We start from the raw sequence: 15,897 nt of genomic DNA, 5'->3' as shown, positions 1-15,897 counted from the left end.
CACGAGCGACCGCCCGGACGCCGCCCCGCCGATCCACAGGAGACCCCGTGCCCGTCATCGAGTCCGTCGAAGCACACGACATCCGATTCCCCACCTCCTCGACCCTCGACGGCTCCGACGCGATGAACAAGGACGGCGACTACTCCGCCGCCTACATCGTCGTGCGGACCGACGACCCCGGCCTGTCCGGCTACGGCTTCACGTTCACGATCGGGCGCGGGAACGACCTCGTCACCGCCGCCGCGCTCCAGTGGGCCGTCAGGCTCATCGGCCGCGACGTGCGCACCGTGGCCGGGGACCCGGGCGCGCTCTACCGCGAGTTCCAGTCGGACTCGCAGATGCGCTGGCTCGGACCGGAGAAGGGCGTCGTCCACATCGCGCTCGCCGCGGTCATGAACGCCGTCTGGGACCTCGCCGCGCGCGAGGCGGGCAAGCCCCTGTGGCGCCTGCTCACCGACATGACCCCCGAGCAGCTCGTGGACGCCGCCGACTTGCGGTACCTCTCCGACGCGCTCACCCGCGACGAGGCCCTGGCGATCCTGCGCGACCAGGAGCCGACCCGCGCCGCCCGCGTCGCCGAGCTGGAGGCCCGCGGCGGCTACCCGTGCTACACCACCAGCGCCGGCTGGCTCGGCTACAGCGACGACAAGCTCCGCAGGCTCCTCCAGGAGGCCGTGGACTCCGGGTACCGGCACGTCAAGCTCAAAGTCGGCGCGAACCTGGAAGAGGACCGGCGGCGCCTGCGCATCGCCCGCGAGGTCGTCGGCTGGGACGCCAAGCTCATGATCGACGCCAACCAGGTCTGGGACGTGCCCGAGGCCGTCGAGTGGGTGAACGCGCTCGCCGAGTTCAAGCCGCACTGGATCGAGGAGCCCACCAGCCCCGACGACGTGCTGGGCCACGCGGCCGTGCGCCGCGCCGTGGCCCCGATCGGCGTCGCCACCGGCGAGCACGGCATGAACCGGGTGCTGTTCAAGCAGCTCCTCCAGGCCGAGGCGATCGACTACCTCCAGCTCGACTCCGCGCGGCTCGCCTCGGTGAACGAGATCATCGCCGTGTACCTGCTGGCCGCGAAGTTCGGCGTGCCGGTCTGCCCGCACGCGGGCGGCGTGGGCCTGTGCGAGCTGGTGCAGCACCTGTCTGTGTTCGACTACGTCGCCGTCTCGGCGTCCCTTGAGGACCGCGTCACCGAGTACGTGGACCACCTGCACGAGCACTTCACCGACCCGTGCATCGTGGAGCACGGCAACTACGTGCTGCCGTCGCGGCCCGGGTACTCGGCGCAGATGCACGACGCGTCGGTCGCCGAGTTCGCGTACCCCGACGGGGAGTACTGGGCCCGCCGCTGACCCGGCGGGCCCAAGATCGCGCGGCTCAGGCCCAGGCGGCCTTGAGCCGCGCGTGCTCCTCGGCGGTGACCGGGAGGACCACGCCGTGGCAGGGGTCCGGCGGGAGCCGGAAGTCCGTGCACGGCTGCCACTCGCCGCCCGCGAGGTCCGTCGTCTCGAACGGGACGTAACGGCGCTCGGGCGTGAACTCGTCGATCCACAGGTACCACTTGTCCTCGGTGTTCGACCGGTACACCAGGGGCCCTTCGCCGCGGATGATCGGCCCCAGGCCGATGCCCTCGGCGAGCGGGGTCCACTCGGCGGCCGTCAGGGACGCGGCGGTCTCGGAGAAGATCGTCTTCCCGTGCGGCACACCGGAGGTGCGGCTGCGCTCGTCCTTGAGGAACCGGTAGTGCAGGCCCTCGTGCGCGATGACGGTGGCGTCGATCGTGTGCCAGCCGCGGTCGATCCACACGCGGGGCTCGGAGAACTCCCGGAAGTCGCGGGTGGTCGCGCACATGATCCGGTTGTAGCTCTCGCCCTCGCGTGCGGCGGTGCCGTAGAGCGTCGAGGACCAGTGGACGAGGTAGGCGTCCTGCTCGGGGTCCCAGACCGACTCGGGCGCCCAGGTGTTCCCGGCCTCGGGCGGGGCGACCTCCACGAGCCGGGGCTCGCCCCAGTCCACGAGGTCGGCGGACTCCCACACCACGATCGAGCGGCTCCCATGGCGCTGCATCACGTCCCAGTCGGTGCGCTGGAAGACCCGGAGGTCGGTGGCGACCATGAAGAACCGGTCGCCTTCCGGGGACCGCACGATGTGCGGGTCGCGGACGCCGCCCTCGCCGAGCGCCGAGCGCAGGACCGGCGCGCCGCCGTTCAAGTCGTCGAAGTGCAGCGGGTCGTTCCCCTCGCTCAGCGCGAAGTGGATCTGCTCGCCGTCGAAGTCCTCGCGTTTGAAGTGGGCGTACAGGTAGCCCGAGTACTCAGTGGACACGGATCTCCTCGATGCCGATGGGACGCTCCGGGAACGATACCCGCACGGCCAGGGCCGTGCGCGGCTCGAAATCGACGCGCACGGAGCGTTCGCGGCCTGCCTCGGCGCGGTGCACGACCGCGAAGGCCCGGCCGTCCTCGGCCGCCTCCAGGGTCCACGGACGGTCCGGGACGTCGGCGAAGTCGATCTCCACCCGGTCGATCCGGTACGGGAACTCCAGGCTCGCGGCGATCCACTCCCCCGGCGCGTCCCCGGCCGCGCGCCACGACGCGCCGCCCGGCTCGGTCGCGCTGCCGCCCAGGTGGCCCGGCGCGGTGCTGCTGGTCTTGACGGGCCGGTACGCCGCCACCGACATGAAGCGGGGCACCGACGGCGGCTCGAACAGCGACGGCGCGGGAGGCGGCCAGCGCCGCTCCCGGTCGGCGTTCGCCACAATGGGCCCCGTCGCGGTGAGGACGATCTCGGCGGGCGGGAGCCCTTCGACCTCGGCGCGGATGCGCTGCGGCCCAGGGAGGTACGAGCGCATCTCGATCGCCCCGGCGCCGTCCCAGACGGAGTGGTCCTCCGGGGAGAGCGTGAAGCGCGGCCCGGAGGGGAACACGCCGCCGCCTTCGACGGTGAGCTCGATGACGCGGTCGTCGGCGACGCGGACGCCGTGCGCGTTGACGAGTTCGACTTCGATGCGCGCGTCGCCGGTGCCGTCGGTGGGGATGGTCTCGGTGTCGGCGCGCAGCTGGATCGCGGCGGCCGTGCCGGGCTGTGGGAACGCGGGCGGGGCGATGCCGCGCAGCAGCTCCCGGTACCAGTAGTAGGCGCGCTTGGGCCGCCGGAAGTAGTCGGCGAGGCCCTGGAGGCCCGCGCCGGGCGCCACGGTCTTGTAGTGGAACCCGCACCAGAAGATCTTCCCCACGCGCCACGGGTAGTCGACCTCGACGCCGTGCTCCCACTTCACCTCGTACTCGCCGGGGCCGTTGCCCATGACGCCGTGGTACTCGGTGACGAGGCTGGGAAAGCCGGGGTCGTGGTAGAGCTCCGCGCCGTCGCCGTTGTACCCGGCGATGTCGCCGAGCACGTCGAAACCCTTGCGCTGGGCGCCGCCCACGGCGGCGGGCCGGGTCGGGTCCAGTTCCTTGGAGAGGGCCACGAGTTCGACGGTGAGGGCCTTGGCCTTGTCGATGACGCGGTCGGCGGTGAAGAACGCCTCGTTGCCGATGCTCCAGGTGACGATGCTCGGGTGGTTGCGCTGGGTGCGGATCATCTCGCGCAGGGCCCGGCGCAGGCTCTCCTCGAACTCGGGCTCGTCCGCTTCGCGGACGGGGTAGGCGCTGGCGAACCAGTAGCCTTCGACGTCCTCGCCGCCGATGCCCCAGAAGTGGAGCTCGGACCAGAACAGGACGCCCTGCCGGTCGCATTCCTCTGCGAAGTAAGGATGGTGGGGGTAGTGGGAGCCGCGGATGATGTTCATCCCCAGCTCCTTGATCATGGCGACGTCGCGGCGGATCGAGGCGCGGGTGCCCGCGTCGCCCCAGCCGCCGCGGTTCTGGTGGACGTTGGCGCCGTGGAGGTCGAGGTGCTCGCCGTTGAGGAAGAAGCCGCGGTCGGCGGTGAACTCGAACCAGCGCACGCCGAAGGCCGTGGACTGGGTGTCGCGGGCCTGCCCGTCCACGGAGACCGTCGCGGTGAGGTCGTACAGGTGCGGGTGGTCGGGGTGCCACAGGAGCGGATTCGTCAGGGCCCCTTCGAGTTCGACCACGGCGCGGGAGCGGGCCGGGATCGTGCGGCGGACGGCGGGCAGGGTCGTGGCGGCGCGCGCCGGGTCGGCGATCACGGCGGCGACGCTGACGTCGACCGGGTGCGGCTCGTCGTTGACGACTTCGATCGCGGCGGTCACGGTGGCGCGTTCGCGGCTGGCTTCGGGGGTGGTGACGCCGATGCCGTGCCAGTCGATGCGGACCCGGTCGGCGACGAGGAGGCTGACGTCGCGGTAGACGCCGCCAGCGAAGCTGTAGTCGCCGCCGCGGGGGGCGAGGCGGGGGTTCCAGATGTTGTCGACGCGCACGAACACGTCGTTCGGGCCCGCCGTGACCGCGTCGGAGAGGTCGACGGTGAACGGCGTGTAGCCGCCTTCGTGGCGGCCGACGGAGCGGCCGTTGACGAAGACCTCGCAGACCTGGAAGACGCCGAGGAACTCCAGGGCGATCCACGAGCCGAGCCAGGACTCCTCGACGTCGAGGGTGCGGCGGTAGCAGCCGTGCCCGACGTAGATGCGGTACGCGCGGTAGTCGGGCTGCTCGAAGGAGTGCGGGAGGCCCACGTCGTACCACTGCGGGTCCGGCGGCGCGGTCTCGGCGCCGGGGTGCTCCCCGAAGTCGAACTTCCAGCCGTCGTTGACGTATCGCTGCTCGCGGATCATGGTCGCCTTTCGGTGATGTTGGTGGGGGTGGCGGGCCGCCGCTTCGTCTTGACCCTGCGGCGGCCCGCCGCGGAACGCCGCGGCCCTACCGCTGGGCGTCCCACGCCTCCTGGTAGATCTCGACGTACCGGTCGGCGCCGAGGTCGGTGAGGTTCTGCTGGAACTCGGCCCAGTCGTCGTCGCTGGAGATGTCGCGGACGCCGGTGACGAACTCGGCGCTGGCCTGGACCACGAAGTTCTCGATGTTCGTCTGGATCGGCGCGAGCTCCGTCGCGGTCTCGCCCGTGACGCCGACCTCCCAGTAGGGGAACAGGTCGTCGGACTCGTGGCCCTCGTAGAGCGTGGTGGCCTCGAAGAGGCGGCGCTCGTAGCCTTCGGGCGTGTAGACGTCGGTCGCGGTGACCTGGCTGTTGCGGAACTCCGCGTCGCTGAAGAACTGCGCGATCGGGCCCCAGGAGTTCGTGAACGCCTCGCCGCCGGGCTGCGGGAGGACCTCGAAGTTCGGCTCCAGCGTCTCGTCGAGCGCCACGTCGCCTTCCTCGGGGCGCACCCAGTTGGTGCCCTCGACGCCGAACTCGGCCTGGAGGTGGCCCTCGTAGGAGACCATGAAGTCGAGGATCTGCATGAGCTTCTGCTGCTTGGCCTCGCTGGAGCGGTTCGTGATCACGAACGTCGCGCCCGGTGCGGCGCCGGCGCCGCCCGCGCTCCAGAACGCGTCGTCGCCGGCCGGTCCGGTCAGCGGGGCGACCGCGTCGTACTGCGTGTAGCGCCCGTCCTCCAAGTCGCTGTTGACGAACCAGGGGTGCATGACGGCGACCGATCCGAGGATCACGCCGTCGGCGCTGTTGCCCTTCGCGGTGAGCGCCTCGCCGTTCTGCGTGAAGGCGCCCTCGTCGATGAGGCCGTCCGCGTACAGGGAGGTCACGTAGGAGATCGCCTCGCGCCATTCGGGGCGGGTCGCCTGGAGGGTGACCTTCCCGTCCGAGGTGCCGAGCGTCGCCGGGGTGGTGCCCTCGGCGTTCGCGTACATCTCGGGGGTGTAGACGTACGGGTTCATCAGGTAGGCGAGGAGCGAGGCGCCGCCCGCCGCGGACAGCGGGATCTCGTCGGCCTGGCCGTTGCCGTTGGGGTCCTGGGTCTTGAAGGCCTCAAGCACCGTCCGCAGCTCGTCGGGGGTGGTGGGCTGCTCCAGGCCGAGCGTGTCGAGCCATTCGGTGTTCATCCACAGCTTCGAGGGGTAGGAGCAGTGGTAGCAGTCGTTCCAGGCGGGCATGCCCCAGATCTTCCCGTCGGGGGAGGTCGCCAGCTCCTTGAAGCCGGGCTCCTTCTCGAACGCGGCGGTGAGGTTCGGGGTGTCCTCGCCGATGAGGTCGTCGAGGGGCACGATCACGCCCTGGCTGCCGAGTTTCACCAGCTCCTCGCTGCTGAACTGGTCGACCCACGGGATGAGCATGTACGCGTCGGGGTAGTCGCCGCTGGCGAGGGAGATCTGCCGCTTCTCGGCGGCCGAGTTCCCGTCCCAGGTGGTGGTCTCGAACTGGAGGTCCACGTCGAACTGCTCTTCGATCACCTTCGTGAACGCGTTGTCCTCAAGGTCCTGCCCCTCCCCCGCGTTCTGGGGGGCGAAGATGGTGATCACGTCGTCCGGAGTGGTCTCCGGCTTCGAGGAGCACGCGGCGAAGGCACTGGCGGCCACGGCGAGTGCCGCTCCCGCCGCTGCCGCTCGGGCGAATCTGGTGGTCATCGTTGACTGCCTTTCGAAAATGAGGAGTTGACGGGTGAGGAGGTGCGGCGCGGGTCAGCCCTTGACGGAGCCGAGCATCACGCCCTTCGTGAAGTGCCGGGCCACGAACGGGTAGACGAGCAGGACCGGCACGGTGGAGACCACGATGAGCGAGAACTTCATCAGGTCGGCCATCTGCTGGGCCGCGAGCTGGTCGGCGAGGTTCGATCCGCCGCTGTTGTTGACGATCAGGAGTTCGCGCAGCACCAGTTGCAGCGGGTAGAGGTCCTCGCTGCGCAGGTAGATGAGGGCGCTGAAGTACGAGTTCCACTGGCCGATGCCGTACATGAGCGCGATGACCGCGAGCAGCGGCTTCGACAGCGGCAGCACGACCGACCACAGGAACCGCAGGTCCGAGGCGCCGTCGAGCTGGGCCGCCTCGTACAGCTCCCCCGGGATCGAGGAGCGGAAGAACGTCATCGCGATGAGCACCTGCCAGGCGGCGATCGCGGTCGGGAGGATGATCGCCCAGCGGGTGTCGAGCAGGCCGAGGGCCCGCACGACCATGTAGGTGGGGATGAGCCCGCCGCTGAACAGCATCGTGAACAGGACGCCGCCGATGAGGACCTTGCGGCCCACGAGTTCGGCGCGCGAGAGCGGGTAGGCGATCATCACCGTGAGGGAGACGCTGACGACCGTGCCCACCACGGCGTAGAACACCGAGTTGCCGAACCCGGTGAGGATGGCCTTGTTGCTCAGCACCGCTTCGTACCCGACGAGGGAGAAGTCGACCGGCCACAGGAACACCCGCCCGCCGGCCACGGCCGCCGGGCTGGAGAAGGAGCTCGCGAGGATGTTGGCGAGCGGGACGAGGACCACCAGCAGGAACGTGCCCAAGAGGATGTAGACGCCGACCATGAAGACGCGGTCGACGCGGGTGTCCTGGACCTGGGTGGACTTGCGGCGCTTGGGTTTCCGGGGTTCGGCCTCGGGCTCGGCGCGGCGTTCGGTCGTGAGGGTCATTGCAGGCGCTCCCTTCACCACAGCCCGTTGCCGGTCACGCGCTTGGAGACGGTGTTGACGGCCAGCAGGAGGATGAGGTTGATGACGGAGTTGAACAGCCCGATCGCGGTCGCGAGGCTGAAGTCGGCGCTGAGGAGGCCGATCTTGTACGTGTAGGTCGCGATGATCTCGGACTGCGAGAGGTTGAGCGGGTTCTGGAGGAGGAACGCCTTCTCGAAGCCGATCGCCATGATCGAGCCGACGCTGAGGATCATCACCACGACGACCGTGGGCGCGATGCCCGGCAGGTCGACGTGCCAGATCTTGCGCAGGCGGCTGGCCCCGTCGAGGCGCGCGGCCTCGTAGAGGCTCGGGTCGATGCCCGCCAGCGCGGCCATGTAGATGATCGCGGAGTACCCGGCGGTCTGCCAGACGTCGCTCCACACGTAAACCGAGCGGAACGCGTCGGGGTCGGCGAGCAGATTGTGGGAGACGCCGAAGAAGCCGAGCACGTCGGCCATGAAGCCGATCCGGGGCGAGAAGATCAGGATGAGCATCGAGACGACGATGACCGTCGAGATGAAGTGCGGGGCGTAGGTGACCATCTGGACGGTGCGCTTGAAGAAGCGCGCCCGCACCTCGTTGAGGGCCAGGGCGAGGATGATCGGGACGGGGAACCCGGCGAGGAACCCGTAGAGGCTCAGCATGAGCGTGTTGCGGATGAGGTCCCAGGCGACGGGGTTGGCGAAGAACCGCTCGAAGTGCGCGAAGCCCGCCCAGGGGCTGCCCCAGATCCCGTCGACCACGTTGTAGTCCTTGAACGCGATCACGTTGTTCGCCATGGGGATGTACTGGAAGATGACGAAGTACGCGACGGGCAGGATCAGCAGCACGTAGAGCTGCCAGTGCCGCTTGAGGTTGCGCCTGCGGGTGCGCCGTCGGCGCTCGCGGGCGGTGGCGCTGCGCGCCTGGACCGCCGCGGTCACCGCGCCGCCGCCTTCGTCGTCGGCGCCGCACGGCGGCGCCTCCCGGTCATTGCACTCACGCCCGCTCCTTTGCGATCCGGTTTCCGTGAATGTTCACGGTAACTGGAGCACTCAGGGGCGTCAATACATGGACCTCGAAAAGATCAGATCTTTACTCTAGTGACACGCACGATCCGGCACAAGAGCTGGATCTGCGACGGATTCGTCCCATCACTCCTCGTATATCGAGCGTAAAGGTCCGATCTTTCAATCCCATATCGCGATACGCGATTACATCGACCTATTTACATATAAGACGCTCATCGCTACCCTGAACCCAGGCTCGCTAACGTTCGTCGAAATCCTCGAACGTTTCGGCGACGCCCGCTTCCCCCACCGACCAGGGCGCGCCGACGCGCCCGGAGAGGCTCCCCCCATGACCACCGCAACCACGCCGAGACGGCGGCGGCTCCCGGCCCTGGCGATCGCCTTCGCGCTCGCGGCCGCCGCGCTGAGCCCGGCCGCCGAACCGTCGCCCTCCCCGGTACAGGCCGACAACCCGATCGTCCAGACCATCTACACCGCCGACCCCGCGCCGCTGGTCCACAACGGCCGCGTCTACCTCTACACCGGGCACGACGAGGACGGCTCGACCTGGTTCACCATGAAGGAGTGGCGGGTCTGGTCCTCCGACGACATGGTCAACTGGACCGACCACGGCTCCCCGCTGAGCATCGACACGTTCAGCTGGGCCCGGCAGGACGCCTGGGCCGGGCAGGCGGTCGAGCGCAACGGCAAGTTCTACTGGTACGTGCCGGTCGTCAACGACGCCACCGGCAGGATGGCGATCGGCGTGGCCGTCGCCGACAGCCCCACCGGCCCCTTCCGCGACACGATCGGGCGGCCGCTGGTGGAGAACGGCGAGATCGACCCGACGGTCTTCATCGACACCGACGGGCAGGCGTACCTGTACTGGGGCAACCCGAACCTGTGGTACGTGAGGCTCAACGCCGACATGACCTCGTACTCCGGGGGCGTCACCGCCATCCCGCTCACCACCGCGGGCTTCGGGGCGCGGCCCGGCGGGACCTCGCGGCCCACGCTCTACGAGGAGGGGCCGTGGGTCTACAAGCGCGGCTCGCTGTACTACAACGTGTTCGCGGCCCAGTGCTGCTCGGAGTTCATCGCCTACTCCACGGCTCCGAGCCCGACCGGGCCGTGGACCTACCGGGGGACGGTCATGCCGACGCAGGGGTCGAGCTTCACCAACCACGCCGGGGTCATCGACTTCAAGGGGAGCTCGTACTTCTTCTACCACAACGGGGCCCTGCCGGGCGGCGGCGGCTTCACCCGCTCGGTGGCCGTGGAGAAGTTCACGTACAACGCGGACGGCACGATCCCGCTCATCAACATGACCTCGACCGGGGCGCCGCAGGCGGGGACCCTCAATCCCTATGTGCGCCAGGAGGCCGAGACGATCGCGTGGGCGAGCGGCGTGGAGACCGAGCGGGCCTCCGAGGGCGGCATGAACGTCGGGTGGATCGAGAACGGCGACTGGATCAAGGTCAAAGGCGCCGCGTTCGGCTCGGGCGCGGGCTCGTTCACCGCGCGCGTCGCCTCGGCGACCTCGGGGGGCCGGATCGAGCTGCGGCTCGGCGGCGCGAACGGGACGCTCGTGGGCACCTGCACCGTCGGAGGGACCGGCGGCTGGCAGACCTGGACGAACGTCTCGTGCCCCGTCAGCGGCGCGAGCGGGACGCAGGACCTGTACCTGAAGTTCACCGGCGGCAGCGGCTACCTGTTCAATGCGGACTGGTGGCGTTTCACCGCCGCTTAGCGGCGGAGGACGGGCCTCCCGCGCGCGGGAGGCCCGTCCCGTCATGCCCGGCGCCGAGGACGCGCCGGGCCGTCGGTCAGGCGAAGGACCACTTCTGGCTCGCCGATCCGTTGCAGGCCGCCAGGACCACGCCGGTGCCGTTCGCGGTGCCGCCGTTCACGGTCGCCAGGCACAGCCCCGACGCGACACCGGTGACGGTGCCGTCGGCGTTCACGTTCCACTGCTGGTTCGCGCCGCCGTGGCAGTCCCAGATGATCGCCCGCGTGCCGGGGGCGGTGGCGGCGCCCTCGGCGTCGAGGCACTTGCCGCCGTATACGGTCAGCTGCTTCGAGGAGGTGCGGGTCCACTGCTGGTTCGCGCCGTTGTGGCAGTCCCACAGCTGGGTGGTCGCGCCGTTGGCGGTGGACTGGGCCGAGACGTCGAGGCAGCGGTTCGCGCCGCTGTTGCGGACCTGGTCGGTGTCGGCCGGCGGCGTGGACCCGAACTGGCTGATGAACGTCCAGACCTCGTTCTTGACCCAGCTGCGGGCCCCGCTCTCGCAGCCGGTGCAGCCGTCCACCGGGCCCTGCTGGTGCCCGCCGTCGAACGCGGCCCACTGGACCGGTTCGCCCGCGCGGCACGAGTAGGACGTGGTGATGTGCCTGCCGCTGCCCGCGGCCGGCTCCTGCGGGCTGAGCGAGGCGCAGCCGTTGTTGGCGACGAAGCGGTCCCGCATCGCGCGGGCGTTCGGCATGCTGTCGGTGACGCCCTGGATGCCGAAGTACGCCACCGAGCCGGTGCCGCCGCTGCATCCGCTGACGGGGCCGGGCACGGCGATCGCGATGACCGCGCGGAACACGTCCGGGCGGGCGCACGCCAGCGCGTAGCTGATCGCGCCGCCGTAGCTGAAGCCGAGGGAGAACCGCTGCGACTGGTCGACGCAGAGGTCGTTCTCGATCCGCTGGATCATGTCGTCGAAGAACGTGACGTCGCGGCCGTTGGGGTTGGCCCAGGCGTTGTCGAGGCCCTGGGGGGCCACGAAGATCGCCGAGCCCCCGGCGAGCTGGTCGAGGCCGTAGTGGGCGTAGACGGCGCCGTCGGAGCCGCCGGAGGCGACGTCGTTGGCGGTGCCGCCCCACCAGTGGTTGCCGAAGATGAGCTTGTAGGGCCTGGTGTTGTCGTAGCCGCTGGGGACCTTCAGGATGAAGGACCGGTTCTGGCCGCTGCTCTGGATGGTGTGGGTGCCGCTGTTGAGCGTCGGGGCCTTGCCGCAGCCGGAGCTGGCGGCGGCGGTGAGGTCCGGGGCCGCGGCGGCGTCGGGGGCGTCGGCGGCCTGGGCCGTCGCGACTCCCGTGAGCGCCAGGACGGCCGCGGCCGCGAGGCACGCGAGCGCGGATCTGAGTCTGGACATCGGTTGAGACTCCTTGTGGTCGATCGGCATCGCGTGAGAGGTCCGTGCGGAGGCGCGGCCGGGGCCGTCTGGAATCGCTCCCAGTCGGCGCGGGATCGGGCCGCGTGATGCCTTGAATATCGACATAAGTCTATATAGATTGGATGTATGAGGTCAAGACCTGTTGCGTTCCAGATGATATCGGCTGAATGTCCCGGAGATCCGGGTCGATTCATCAGATCTCTGTGCCTCGGATCAGCGCGCGAGGCGGTCGGGGTCGCCCTCGTCGCCGCGCCGGACCAGCCAGGCGTCGGAGATGTGGGCGTACATCGCGTCGGCGGCCCCCTCGGCGTCGCGGGCCGCGATCCGCTCGAAGATGCTGCGGTGCCCGCGGTTGGAGGCCTCGCACAGGGACCGGTCCGTCCGTCCCATGTAGCTGGAGGTGTTGATGACCTGGCTCTCCAGGGAGCGGACGACGGCGCGGGCGATGCGGTTGCCCGAGGCGCGCATGACGGTGTCGTGGAAGGCCCGGTCGTGCTCGTGGTAGGACTCCGGGTCGTCCACCAGGAGGTCCATCTCGTCCACGAGCTCCCGCATGCGGTCGAGGGCGTCGCGGTCGGCGGTCCGCGCGGCCACGTTCGCCATGTCGGACTCCAGGAGGCGGCGGGTGACGACGAGGTCGTCGAGGACCCCGAGGGTCCCGTCCTCCTCGATGGTCGCGGCGAGCACCATCTCGTCGAGCATGTTCCAGGAGGTCGGCGGCAGCACCTGCGTGCCCGAGCCCTGCCGGATCTGCACGAGGCCCTTCTCCTGGAGGACCTTCACGGCCTCGCGGACCACGGTGCGGCTCACCGAGAACGCGTCGCACAGGGCGTGCTCGGCGGGGAGGGCCGCGCCGGAGCGGTAGTCGCCGCGGACGATGCGCTGCACCAGCTCCGCGGTGACGGCCTTCGCGAGGCTGACGGGCCGCCGCGACCAGGCCGGGGGCGAGGGCTCGTCGGGCCGCTGCGTTGTCGTCATGGGTCCTCCGAGCGCCGCCGCCGCGCCGGTCGGGCGCGGTCCGGGCATCAGTATACGTCACTCCATTGACGTAAGACGTCATACAAGTTACGTTTACAGGCGACCCTGCGGGCCGGACCCCCCGGCCACCCCCACGGAGAGTGATCTGCGATGAAGCGACGAGCACTGTGGACGACCGCCCTGGTCGCGCCGCTGGCACTGTACGGATGCGGCAGCGCCGCCGACCCCGACGCCTCGGGAGGAGGCGGCGACGGGACACTCGTGGTCTGGGACTGGAAGTCCGGCGACGAGACCGCGAAGTCCTACATCGAGGCCGCCGAGGCCGACTTCGCGACGACCCACCCCGACGTCGAGGTCGAGTTCGTGGCCCAGCCCTTCGACCAGTACTACAACCTGCTGGGCACGGCGATCCAGGCCGGCGAGGGCCCCGACGTCATGCTGTTCAACGGCGGCGGCCAGCTCCGCGACCGCACCGACGCGCTCCTGCCCCTCGACGAGTACGTCGCCGAGGACACCGAGCGCCTCGCCGGATGGGAGGCGTTCTCCGACGGCGGGCACGTCTACGCCGCGCCGGTGACCCTGCAAGGCCACCCGCTCTACTACAACAAGGCCCTCTACGAGGAGGCCGGGCTCGACCCCGAGGCCCCCGCCGCCACCTGGGAGGAGTTCCTCGCCGACTGCGCGCAGATCGAGGACGCCACCGGCGCGACCTGCTTCGCCATGGGCAACAAGGAGGGCTACGGCATCCAGTTCTTCCTCTCGGGCCTGGGCCCGGGCGTCCTGACCCCCGAGGAGTACGACGCCTGGACCGCCGGGGACCGCGACTGGACCTCCCCGGGCGTCAAGCGCGTCTTCGAGCTGTGGGTCGAGGCCGAGACGGCCGGGCTCAACAACGACGGCGTCAACTCCACGGCCATGTTCAACGACGAGTTCGCGCTCTTCGACTCCGGCGAGGCCGCCCACGTCGTCGGCCTCATGTCCGATGTGGGCCACTGGAAGGAGTTCGGGGAGTTCATCGGCGCGGAGAACGTCGGCGTCATGCCGGCCCCGCTGGCGACGTCGGGGGCCGCGCCGGTCCTGCCCTACGACGGCGGCATCGGGTACGGCGTCGCCGAGTGGACCGCCGACCCCGCGCTCGCCGCCGACCTCGTCAGGTCCCTCACCTCCACCGCCGCGCTGGAGGCGTTCTACGCCGACGCGGGCGCGATCGCCTCCGACACCACCATCGACGCCTCCGGGTCCGGCCCGGCCGCCGCCGCGATCGTCGGCCAGATCCCCACCGGGAAGCCCGCACTGCACGTGGCGCTGTCCGCCGAGACCCTGGAGCTCATGGGCCGCCTCTCGCAGCAGCTCCTGAGCGGGTCGGTCACCGTGGACGACGCGCTCGCGCAGCTCGCCGAGAGCGACGGGGCGGCATAGGCCGTGACCGCGAAAGACCTGCCGACCGGACACCCGCCGCCCCCGACCGGACCCGCCGTGGTCGGGACGGCCGGGGCGACTGCACACGCGGCCGTCCGGACGGCGACGGGGCGCCGGCGCGGGAAGAACGAGCGATTCCCCCGCGCCGACCGCCTCGCCCCGTACGTCCTGGTCGCGCCCGCGGTCCTCATCATCGCCGGACTCCGCCTGTACCCCTTGGCACTGGGCGTGAACTTCTCGTTCACCGGCGACGGCGACCGCAACGGCCAGAACGTGGGGCTCGACAACTACGCGGCCCTCTTCGACGACCCGCTGTTCACCGCGTCCCTGCGCAACGTCGGCCTGCTCGTGCTGCTGCTGCCCGTGGCCGTGGCCGTCCCCGGGCTCCTCGCCACCTTCATCTACCTGAAGGTGCCCGGCCACCGGGTCTACCGGAGCGTCTACTTCTTCCCCGCGGTCCTGTCGCCGGTCATCATCGGCGCGATCTTCAACCTCCTGCTCGCCTTCGACGGCCCGGCGAACTCGCTCCTCGGCGCGGTCGGGCTCGGGCCCGTCGACTGGCTCGGCGACCCGGACGTCGCCATGTACGCCGTCGTCGGCGTCCACATCTGGGCGACCTTCGGCATGGGCCTGGTCGTGTTCCTCGCCGGGTTCGCCACCCTGGACTCCTCGCTCATCGACGCGGCGCGCGTCGACGGGGCCTCGCTGCCGAAGGTGATCCGCCACGTCGTCGTCCCGGGCCTGTCGCGCACCATCCAGTTCGTCGTCGTCACCACCATGATCGGGATGCTCACCTCGATGTTCGGCCTGCTCTACGTCATGACCGGCGGCGGCCCGGAGGGCTCGACCTACCTGCCGGAGTACTACATCTGGTTCCAGCAGGGCCAGATGAGCCGCCCCGCGCTCGCCTCCGCGGCCTCGACCGTCCTGTTCGGCGTGATGCTCGTCGTCGGGATGCTCCAGCTCGCGATCCTCCGCAGGTCCGGGAGGGAGGACTGATGACCCCGCTGCGCGCAGGGCGCTGGCTCGCCGCGATCCCCATGGCCGCCTTGGCGATCGCCACCGTCTACCCGCTGGTGTTCACCGCGAACGTCGCCATGAAGACCAGGCACGAGTACGTGCTCGACCGCTTCGCCCCCGCCGAGGGCCTGCGCTGGGACGCGTTCGCCACCGCCTGGTCCAGCGCCGACATGGGCCGCTACCTGGTCAACTCGCTCGTCGTCGTCACCGGCGCCGTGGCGCTCCTGCTCCTGGTCGGCTCCATGGCCGGGTTCGCGCTGAGCCAGTTGAAGTTCCGCGGCTCCCGGGTGCTGTTCCTGGGTTGCCTCGCGGCGCTGTTCATCCCGTTCCAGGTCATCATGGTGCCGCTCGCGCGGACCCTCGGCCAGGCCGGGCTCGTGGACACCTACCCGGGGCTGATCCTCGCGTACACCGCGCAGTTCCTGCCGTTCACGGTGTTCCTCATGACCAGCTACTACAGCGGCATCCCCGCCGAGATCATCGACGCGGCCCGCATCGACGGGAACTCCGTGTACGGCGTGTACGGGCGGATCATGCTCCCGCTGGGGCGGCCCGCGCTCCTGTCGGTGGGCATCCTCGACGCCCTGTTCTGCTGGAACGACGTGCTCATCGCGCTGCTCCTGATGCCCTCGGCCGAGCACCGGACCCTCATGGTCGGCGTGACCGCCCTGCGCGGCCAGTACTCGGCGGACATCCCCACGTTCGCGGGCGGCGTGCTCATCGCCGCCGTGCCCGTGCTCGTGCTCTACCTGTTCTTCCAGCGCCAGATCGCCTCCGGCGTCACCGCCGGCTCCACGAAGGGATGAC

The 15,897-nt window shown here is 70.2% G+C and carries 12 protein-coding genes; 5 read left to right on the top strand and 7 right to left on the bottom strand.

The features are described from left to right. The first annotated feature begins 47 nt into the window (after nt 1-47). The gene (locus ACFFXY_RS10980; protein WP_382349683.1) at nt 48-1,349 is read left to right on the top strand and encodes an L-fuconate dehydratase; all 1,302 of its coding nucleotides are present in this window, start codon (nt 48-50) and stop codon (nt 1,347-1,349) included. 25 nt (nt 1,350-1,374) lie between these two features. On the opposite strand, the gene ACFFXY_RS10975 is transcribed toward ACFFXY_RS10980, so the two are convergent. The 5 genes from ACFFXY_RS10975 to ACFFXY_RS10955 all read right to left on the bottom strand — a co-directional run bounded on the left by ACFFXY_RS10975 (nt 1,375) and on the right by ACFFXY_RS10955 (nt 8,446). Next, nucleotides 1,375-2,322: a glycoside hydrolase family 43 protein gene (locus ACFFXY_RS10975; protein WP_382349680.1), complete on the bottom strand. Its 948-nt coding sequence runs from the start codon at nt 2,320-2,322 to the stop codon at nt 1,375-1,377. After that, a complete protein-coding gene (locus ACFFXY_RS10970; protein ID WP_382349677.1) occupies nt 2,312-4,735 on the bottom strand; it encodes a glycoside hydrolase family 2 protein in 2,424 nt (807 codons plus the stop codon). The genes ACFFXY_RS10975 and ACFFXY_RS10970 overlap by 11 nt, the downstream gene beginning before the upstream one ends. Nucleotides 4,736-4,820: 85 nt before the next feature. Then, nucleotides 4,821-6,479 carry a type 2 periplasmic-binding domain-containing protein gene (locus ACFFXY_RS10965; protein WP_382349675.1) on the bottom strand — a complete coding sequence of 553 codons (1,659 nt, stop codon included), beginning with the start codon at nt 6,477-6,479 and terminating at the stop codon, nt 4,821-4,823. A gap of 54 nt (nt 6,480-6,533) precedes the next feature. After that, nucleotides 6,534-7,481, bottom strand: coding sequence for a carbohydrate ABC transporter permease (locus ACFFXY_RS10960; protein WP_382349672.1), 948 nt, complete (start codon nt 7,479-7,481; stop codon nt 6,534-6,536). 14 nt (nt 7,482-7,495) lie between these two features. Next, entirely contained in the window at nt 7,496-8,446 is a 951-nt protein-coding gene (locus ACFFXY_RS10955; protein WP_382349670.1) for an ABC transporter permease, read from the bottom strand. A 415-nt stretch (nt 8,447-8,861) separates the two neighbouring features. On the opposite strand from ACFFXY_RS10955, the gene ACFFXY_RS10950 reads away from it, so the two are divergent. Next, a complete protein-coding gene (locus tag ACFFXY_RS10950) occupies nt 8,862-10,262 on the top strand; it encodes a glycoside hydrolase family 43 protein (RefSeq protein WP_382349667.1) in 1,401 nt (466 codons plus the stop codon). Nucleotides 10,263-10,338: 76 nt separating this feature from the next. Here ACFFXY_RS10950 and ACFFXY_RS10945 read toward each other — a convergent pair whose 3' ends face one another. Beyond that, nucleotides 10,339-11,652 (bottom strand): ricin-type beta-trefoil lectin domain protein, encoded by a 1,314-nt coding sequence (locus tag ACFFXY_RS10945; protein WP_382349665.1) that lies wholly within the window; start codon nt 11,650-11,652, stop codon nt 10,339-10,341. Nucleotides 11,653-11,886: 234 nt separating this feature from the next. Then, nucleotides 11,887-12,651 (bottom strand): FadR/GntR family transcriptional regulator, encoded by a 765-nt coding sequence (locus tag ACFFXY_RS10940; protein WP_382349662.1) that lies wholly within the window; start codon nt 12,649-12,651, stop codon nt 11,887-11,889. A 150-nt stretch (nt 12,652-12,801) separates the two neighbouring features. Here ACFFXY_RS10940 and ACFFXY_RS10935 point away from each other — a divergent pair, with 150 nt between their 5' ends. The 3 genes from ACFFXY_RS10935 (at nt 12,802) to ACFFXY_RS10925 (ending at nt 15,896) form a co-directional block, all read left to right on the top strand. Further along, complete coding sequence (locus ACFFXY_RS10935; RefSeq protein WP_382349660.1) at nt 12,802-14,070, top strand: ABC transporter substrate-binding protein; 1,269 nt, start codon at nt 12,802-12,804, stop codon at nt 14,068-14,070. Nucleotides 14,071-14,238: 168 nt separating this feature from the next. After that, nucleotides 14,239-15,069, top strand: a complete 831-nt coding sequence (locus tag ACFFXY_RS10930) for a carbohydrate ABC transporter permease (RefSeq protein ID WP_382350618.1) — start codon at nt 14,239-14,241, stop codon at nt 15,067-15,069. Continuing rightward, nucleotides 15,069-15,896, top strand: a complete 828-nt coding sequence (locus ACFFXY_RS10925) for a carbohydrate ABC transporter permease (protein WP_382349657.1) — start codon at nt 15,069-15,071, stop codon at nt 15,894-15,896. Before ACFFXY_RS10930 ends, ACFFXY_RS10925 begins: the two co-directional genes overlap by 1 nt. Nucleotide 15,897 lies beyond the last annotated feature (1 nt).

This window comes from Glycomyces mayteni, assembly GCF_042428885.1.
Lineage (GTDB): Bacteria > Actinomycetota > Actinomycetes > Mycobacteriales > Micromonosporaceae > Glycomyces > Glycomyces mayteni.
This window is presented reverse-complemented; position numbering and strand designations above follow the sequence as displayed.

What these genes read in the sequence shown, in the direction of transcription:
- ACFFXY_RS10950 (WP_382349667.1), top strand. Translation starts at nt 8,862, where the DNA reads ATGACCACCGCAACCACGCCGAGACGGCGGCGGCTCCCGGCCCTGGCG.
- ACFFXY_RS10970 (WP_382349677.1), bottom strand. Translation starts at nt 4,735, where the DNA reads ATGATCCGCGAGCAGCGATACGTCAACGACGGCTGGAAGTTCGACTTC.
- ACFFXY_RS10940 (WP_382349662.1), bottom strand. Translation starts at nt 12,651, where the DNA reads ATGACGACAACGCAGCGGCCCGACGAGCCCTCGCCCCCGGCCTGGTCG.
- ACFFXY_RS10925 (WP_382349657.1), top strand. Translation starts at nt 15,069, where the DNA reads ATGACCCCGCTGCGCGCAGGGCGCTGGCTCGCCGCGATCCCCATGGCC.
- ACFFXY_RS10935 (WP_382349660.1), top strand. Translation starts at nt 12,802, where the DNA reads ATGAAGCGACGAGCACTGTGGACGACCGCCCTGGTCGCGCCGCTGGCA.
- ACFFXY_RS10960 (WP_382349672.1), bottom strand. Translation starts at nt 7,481, where the DNA reads ATGACCCTCACGACCGAACGCCGCGCCGAGCCCGAGGCCGAACCCCGG.
- ACFFXY_RS10965 (WP_382349675.1), bottom strand. Translation starts at nt 6,479, where the DNA reads ATGACCACCAGATTCGCCCGAGCGGCAGCGGCGGGAGCGGCACTCGCC.
- ACFFXY_RS10945 (WP_382349665.1), bottom strand. Translation starts at nt 11,652, where the DNA reads ATGTCCAGACTCAGATCCGCGCTCGCGTGCCTCGCGGCCGCGGCCGTC.